7 protein-coding genes are annotated in these 5,927 nt (G+C 59.0%); 4 read left to right on the top strand and 3 right to left on the bottom strand.

Annotation, left to right across the window (positions count from 1 at the left end; genetic code table 11):
• Together EOA36_RS24780 and EOA36_RS24775 are read left to right on the top strand one after the other, a co-directional pair.
• A partial coding sequence (locus tag EOA36_RS24780; protein ID WP_145969291.1) for a recombinase family protein occupies window positions 1-1,177 on the top strand: 1,177 nt, incomplete at its 5' end.
• The gene (locus EOA36_RS24775) at window positions 1,174-1,983 is read left to right on the top strand and encodes a plasmid partitioning protein RepB C-terminal domain-containing protein (protein WP_127279814.1); all 810 of its coding nucleotides are present in this window, start codon (window positions 1,174-1,176) and stop codon (window positions 1,981-1,983) included. The genes EOA36_RS24780 and EOA36_RS24775, both read left to right, overlap by 4 nt.
• A gap of 317 nt (window positions 1,984-2,300) precedes the next feature.
• On the opposite strand, the gene EOA36_RS24765 is transcribed toward EOA36_RS24775, so the two are convergent.
• On the bottom strand, window positions 2,301-2,621 hold the full coding sequence (locus EOA36_RS24765; protein WP_245464458.1) for a hypothetical protein: 321 nt from the start codon (window positions 2,619-2,621) through the stop codon (window positions 2,301-2,303).
• Window positions 2,622-3,051: 430 nt separating this feature from the next.
• On the opposite strand from EOA36_RS24765, the gene EOA36_RS24755 reads away from it, so the two are divergent.
• Together EOA36_RS24755 and EOA36_RS24750 are read left to right on the top strand one after the other, a co-directional pair.
• Window positions 3,052-3,639 (top strand): hypothetical protein, encoded by a 588-nt coding sequence (locus tag EOA36_RS24755; RefSeq protein WP_127279811.1) that lies wholly within the window; start codon window positions 3,052-3,054, stop codon window positions 3,637-3,639.
• 261 nt (window positions 3,640-3,900) lie between these two features.
• Window positions 3,901-4,569, top strand: coding sequence for a class I SAM-dependent methyltransferase (locus EOA36_RS24750; RefSeq protein ID WP_127279810.1), 669 nt, complete (start codon window positions 3,901-3,903; stop codon window positions 4,567-4,569).
• 112 nt (window positions 4,570-4,681) lie between these two features.
• On the opposite strand, the gene EOA36_RS24745 is transcribed toward EOA36_RS24750, so the two are convergent.
• Together EOA36_RS24745 and EOA36_RS24740 are read right to left on the bottom strand one after the other, a co-directional pair.
• Window positions 4,682-4,903 (bottom strand): DUF768 domain-containing protein, encoded by a 222-nt coding sequence (locus EOA36_RS24745; RefSeq protein ID WP_127279809.1) that lies wholly within the window; start codon window positions 4,901-4,903, stop codon window positions 4,682-4,684.
• A gap of 13 nt (window positions 4,904-4,916) precedes the next feature.
• Window positions 4,917-5,927 (bottom strand): tetratricopeptide repeat protein (locus tag EOA36_RS24740; RefSeq protein WP_145969290.1); only part of this gene is annotated, 1,011 nt, incomplete at its 5' end.

The raw sequence follows: 5,927 nt of genomic DNA, 5'->3' as shown, positions 1-5,927 counted from the left end.
CGATGGCACCATCGGTTCAGACGTGCTCAAGGCCATCAAGCGCAGCATGGCGGCCGAGTTGAGCCGCATGCTTTCGATAAAGGTCTTTCTCGGCCAAAGGCGCGTGGTGAAAATGGGTTTCTGCGGGGGCGGCCTCGCGGGGTACGGTCTCAGGCGCCTCCTGGTGGATGAGGCAGGCGAGCCTAAATTCATCCTTAAACGCAGACAGTACAAAGGCCTGGCATCCGACCGGGTTGTGCTGGTGCCAGGTCCGCCGGAAGAGATTGCCGTCGTGCGCTGGATATTCAGCCAGTTTGTGAAGGGCAAATCCCGGATCGAAATCGTGCGCGCGCTCAACAAGCGGGGTGTGCTTACGGAGATGGGCCGGACATGGACGAGCAATACGGTGCATACGGTCCTGAACAACGAACGCTACATCGGCAACATCGTATGGAACAGAAAATCCGAGAAGCTTCATGGCAAGAGGGCGAGAAATCCCGCGTCTACATGGGTACGCGCGGAAAAGTCTTGCGAGCCCATCCTCGACCGCAAGGTGTTTCTGCGCGCAAGGGCCGTCGCGGATGCCCGCGCGCCCCTCAGCAACGAGCGGATGTTGGCAGATCTTTCCAAGCTGCTGGTTGAGCGAGGAAAGTTGTCGGAACATATTATCAATGCGGCACCAGGTTGTGTGAGCGTCAGCACCTACCAGGTGCGTTTCGGAAGCCTCTACGCGGTTTACAAACTGGTCGGATTTGACCCCCCGAACAATGGGTGGTTCCACATCAACGACCAGCTTCATCGACGCCGTCGGAAAATCATTGAAGACCTTGTGGCATCGATTGGCCTGGCCGGCGGACTGGCGCGCTATGACCCAGAGACCAAACTCGTAAGCGTCAATGACGAATTCACCGTTGCGGTCTGGATCGCGCGCTGTCATCCCGAGCGTTTCGGCTGTCCTCATTGGGCATACTCGCAGGAGCGCCTTCCCGAGGCCGACATTTCTGTGCTGATCAGAATGAACCCTGACAATGTTTCGGTCCGAGACTACCTGATCGGTCCGACGTATCAGGTGCAACGCCGCACAACTATGCTGACGGCAAACAACCACGCCGGCATTGACGCGTTTCTGTTCCAGTCGATGGACCCCTTGGTCGAGCTGGCGCGGCGGGTTCGTCTGGAGGGACCAGCATTGTCATGACTCAGGCCGTGAAGATCAGCCGTCACACCGTCGATCTGATCAGTGATTTGCAGGGGCCGCAGAAGCTCTATTCATACCAGTTGCGTGCCACCTACGACTGTCAATGCGAAAGAATGCGGCTCTTCATCCGAGAGGCAAACGCGTCGCAGGCAGGGCTGGAGACGATAGCCGCGCACTTTGGAAAACTGACGACTGTAAATGCGTTTCGGGCGCTGATGGAAGCGGAACGCCTTGGATCCCTTCCAATGCGGCTTGCGGAAAGAATCCGAGGCAATCGCGCTCCCATTGGTGACGAGAAACCGACCTCGGTTATCAACCGACAGCTGGTTGCGGGGATTTGCCTTGACGCTCTCGAATTGTTGGAAGACGGCCCCGTGCCAGCGGGCATTTTTTGCCTGCTACGGAAAGTCGTGCCAAGCCGGCAGATAGAAATTACACGACTGATGATCGGGCTGGACAGAGTGAGGCTCCACTGGGCAAGAGTGTTGGTCGCTCTGACGCCGCAAACGCAGCTCGCCGCGCCTTCGGTCTCGCGAATGCAGTTCGCCGGTATCGATGCCAGCGACATTGCAGCGATGGAAATCGAATTGGCCGCCCTAAGCCTGGATTTCTTGAACGCCGCGGAGCACCTTGGTCCGTGGGGCCTCGAACTTGTAGCAGCGCGCGGCTATCTCAACCGCCTGATGGATAACGCGCCCGTTGTTCGGTATCTTGCGCGGAATTTTCCCGCGACCCTGTCTGAATTCCAGAAGATGATAGACCCCGCCAGCCTAAGCTTAGCCACGACGTTGACGCGGTGGCGCTGACAGCGTTCCCGGCCGACGCCGATCTGGCCAGCATGGGTGTTACGTCGTTTTCGCCAATTGCCGAGGTACCCATGATTGGGATCAGTGACGGCACTGCCGTCTTGCCCTTGCGTGTTTTCAGCGCCGCGATTTCATCATCTCGCCGCGCAATACGGCTCTCAAGATTGGCTATGCGTTCGGTAAGGAAATAGCGGCCGACGATGAATCCTCCGCCTCCAAAAAGGACAGCGAAAGTAAGGAAGGGCAGAGGGTTGGCGATCACCAGAGCCCCGTTGGTCTGGAAGAAGTCGATCAAGTCGTGCATTGCCAGCTCCCTTTCAATTTCTTGGAAGTTTGTGGATTTCCAGCCGAACTGGGCCACCCCTCTCGCAACTCGTGCAAAACAGCGCCGGTTCGACTGTGCTGAATAGCTCACCCTTTCCATACCGCCGGATCAACCCGGCCAGCTTCACCGCGGCATGATGCGAGCATTTTGTGCACCAGGCCCGCAACGTGTGCCATTCGCGAAGGTCCCCGAGGGAGACGTCCAAGCCGGCGTGAACGCTGCCGTCGATGATCGTCTGGGGCGGAATTTTTACCTTGCCTGGTGTCAGGAGTTTCTCCATCACATGGCGGCTGTTGAAGTGGGCCAGCAGCATGCCTGGTCGCCGTACGCACTGCCGCATGGCAGGCAGCCATGCTGAGGGTGAAATCCGTGACCGGCTGATGGTTTCGAGAAGCGTCTTTTCCCCGTCGGAACTCATAACGGCGGCGCCCTGTGCCGGCCGCGGGAAAAGCCGTTCGACACAGCCGCACGCGAAAGAGCGAGCTCGTGCTCGAGTTCAGCGTTTCTTGCGAGGGCCTTCAACAAGGCAACCACAGCGTCGCCGCCGGCCGACTCTATTGCCTGCTGAGCAGCTTCTTCCAACTTGGACATAGCTTCGCCGCTCGGCGCGTTATGGCGTTTTCCCATTGCCCTTCCTGCTCACATCTCAGAAATAAGGAACATATTCCTCTGTCGTCAAGCGCGGACTTGACTCAGTGTTCTCTTTTCGTTCACTATTGCTGAAATAGGCACAGGAGAATGTCATGGCTCTGATCTTGTCAGTTCCGGGCGCTTCACCCGAGGAAATAACACGCGGGATTGCCGCAGCAGAGGGGGCCTTGGAGCGCGCCGGTTTCACAGCCGAGGAAGCGGCAGATGGCGCCTTTGCACTCGAAGGCTGGGACATCATCGGTTTTCCTGAGGGTGGGTTGGATGATCAAGCCGGCGCCGCCGCACAAGCGTGGGGCGAGGCCCATACCGCTGCCCTGAAGGCATGCTGTGCCGGCTGGCCCGAAGAACGCAAGCCTATCGACGTAGACCTGGAGCTGCTGGTCGATCCGGAGACGCAGCTTGTCGACCGGGTCGCGGCGTTGGCGATGCTTCGAGAGGATCTTGAGCAAGACGGCAAAGATACGCATAGCGGAAGGGATGCCATCTTGGCGTGGCGGGTCGCAGCCGATGTCGAAGATCGGTTCAGAATGCGAGACCTCATCGGCGTCCTGACTGTCGCCTTCACCACACTTTCGCTCTCTCATTTCCGCCCTGATGAACCAATCGAGCCTAAGCGCCAAGCTGTGAGAAATGCGATAGACGCACTTGAGGCGGCAACTGAGAAACCGACGTCGCATTAATGTTCAAGCGCGGCCGCAGCATCGATGTGGCCGCGATCGGATGCAGGGCCAGACCAGCGCGAGCGCCAAACGCACGTCTGCCACGAACGAGGATCCAGCAGAATTCTAGGTATGATGCGGAAGCTATTGCCCCGCCCTTCGAAAAAAAGTTCGATTTATCTGCGTGCTGACGATGGCACTTTCGGCTCCTGCCTTTGCCTTTGACAGGTAATTCCTCTAAAATCTGGAGCAAAAGATAAGGGGTGCTAAGAGGTAAGGCTTGTGACTGAGGCTGACGCTGAGCTCAAGGCAATCGCCGATACGTGGCGTAATCTTGGTGCCTCTGACTATGAGTACTTTGAACGGTACGAGAAGCCTGAGTTGCTGGCTTGGTTTTGGGCGCCGGACAGCCGTTTTCGCAAAGTGTTTGAGCAATATCTGGATCTAGACGACGTGCTAGACGTAGCAAGCGGTGCCGGCCGCCATTCGGCGCAGATCGTGGGCCGCTGCAGGCGGCTGACGTTGATCGACACTTCAGTCGACGCCACCGAATTAGCTAGGAAACGATTTTCAAGCGCATCTCATGTGACCGTGATCCTTTCGCCGGACGGAAAGAGCCTTCCTTTTGAAAAGGACCGTTTTTCCTCCGTTTTCAGCTACGACTCGATGGTTCATTTCGAACCGCTGACGGTAGCGTCCTATATCTTGGAAGTCGCCTCGGTCTTGAAGCCTGGAGGGCGAGCTATCCTTCATCATTCGAACTACTCGGAAAACCCGACCGGAACGTTCAAGGAAAATCCAGATTGGCGGAACTTCATGCCAAGGGGATTTGTCGAGCATGTTTGCGCACGTGCCGGACTGACTATCATCGAACAGCAGGCGTTTCCATGGAACGCGAATAGCAAAACCGACGCCCTCACCGTGATGGAAAAGGTTAAAACGCGAGGATGATGCTTGCGAAACCAGGGGCGGCGTCAGTGTTGGCGGCGAAAGCTCTGCGCCTTCTACGGCTTCTGATGATCACTGGCGCACAGGCGCACCTCGAGTCGGCCGGAACTTTTACCTAACCCGCCAAATCTGACGCGCGATCTTCGAGCGTATACATGATCGCTTCATAAACGCTTGCGATCTCTTGATCGATCTCTTGGTCCGTCATGCCTTGGCCCTCGGCAGCCCGTACGGCGTCGGCCGCCATGGTGGTCACGACAAGGGCGGGGTCTTCAATTCGCGGCGGCAAATGGTCGAGAATCCATCTGCGTAGAAAGTCGGCGGCGCGCTTGCTCATATTGTGTCCTGCTTCAACCCGGGGCAAAATCCGCGAGCTCCTCGACCGCTTCCTGGATCCCGTGCGCTGCTGCGCGCTCAAGCCAAAGGCGGCCCGCCATTGGGTTGCGCTCTCCGGCAAGACCTCTGGAGAGATACCGGCCCAGAATGAATTGGGCCTGTCCGTGCCCACGTTCGGCGGCGGCGGCAAACCATTTCTGCGCCGCCACCTGATCGATGTGCAGGCCCTCCCCGGAACTGTGCAGCACTCCCAAGGCAAACATTGCCCCAGCATGACCGTCGGCGGCGGCCCGTTCGAACAGCTTCACGGCGGTCTCCGGCAAGCACTTGCCGCCGCCCCCGTTGAGCAGCATCTCCGCAAGTGCCACTTGGGCGTCCAGCACGCCACCTTCGGCCGCCTCGGCAAACCAAGCGCGAGCGTGATGCGCGTCGGCCACCACGCCACGCCCATCCCTGAGCATGCGCGCATACATGTATTGAGCCTCGGCCACGCCTTCGGCCGCCCGTCTTAGCCACCGCGCAGCCTGACCGTCGTCCTGGCATACACCGAGTCCCTTGGTGAAACAGAGCCCTAGATTGAACGCAGCGGTCAGGTCGCCCGACAATGCAGCTGCCTCGAACCATCGGGCTACACTTGCAGTATCTGCCGGCTCGCCAGCCCCTCGAAGCACGAGGTTGGCCAGGTCTACTTGTGCTGCCTGGTTCCCGCTGGCCGCTGCAGTGCGCAGCCAGCGTGTCCCCTCTTTCTCATCCCTAACAACACCGTTTCCCGTCAAATACAGGGATGCCAGTGCGCGCGCGGCGGCCTGGTGGCCCGCCTCGGCGGCCCGTCGATACCATGTTGCGGCTTCAGCAAAATCCGGTGGCCGGCTCTTGGCGTTCCGATCACCCAGGAAGTGGGCTGCCTCGACGTTGCCGGCCAGCGCGGCGCGCCGCATCCACGCCTCCCCGGCCACGGGATCCGGGGCGACGAAGCTCCCGTCAATCAGTGCCAGCCCTAACCGGAATTGGGCCGAGGCAAGGCC

Origin of the sequence: Mesorhizobium sp. M8A.F.Ca.ET.021.01.1.1 (assembly GCF_003998025.1) — a bacterium.
Taxonomy (GTDB): domain Bacteria; phylum Pseudomonadota; class Alphaproteobacteria; order Rhizobiales; family Rhizobiaceae; genus Mesorhizobium.
The sequence above is the reverse complement of the archived record's forward strand: the minus strand, read 5'-3'. Positions and strand labels throughout refer to the sequence as shown.

Excerpts from the sequence above, each read along its gene's own strand:
- EOA36_RS24755 (WP_127279811.1), top strand. The coding sequence starts at position 3,052 with ATGGCTCTGATCTTGTCAGTTCCGGGCGCTTCACCCGAGGAAATAACA.
- EOA36_RS24775 (WP_127279814.1), top strand. The coding sequence starts at position 1,174 with ATGACTCAGGCCGTGAAGATCAGCCGTCACACCGTCGATCTGATCAGT.
- EOA36_RS24765 (WP_245464458.1), bottom strand. The coding sequence starts at position 2,621 with ATGCTGCTGGCCCACTTCAACAGCCGCCATGTGATGGAGAAACTCCTG.
- EOA36_RS24745 (WP_127279809.1), bottom strand. The coding sequence starts at position 4,903 with ATGAGCAAGCGCGCCGCCGACTTTCTACGCAGATGGATTCTCGACCAT.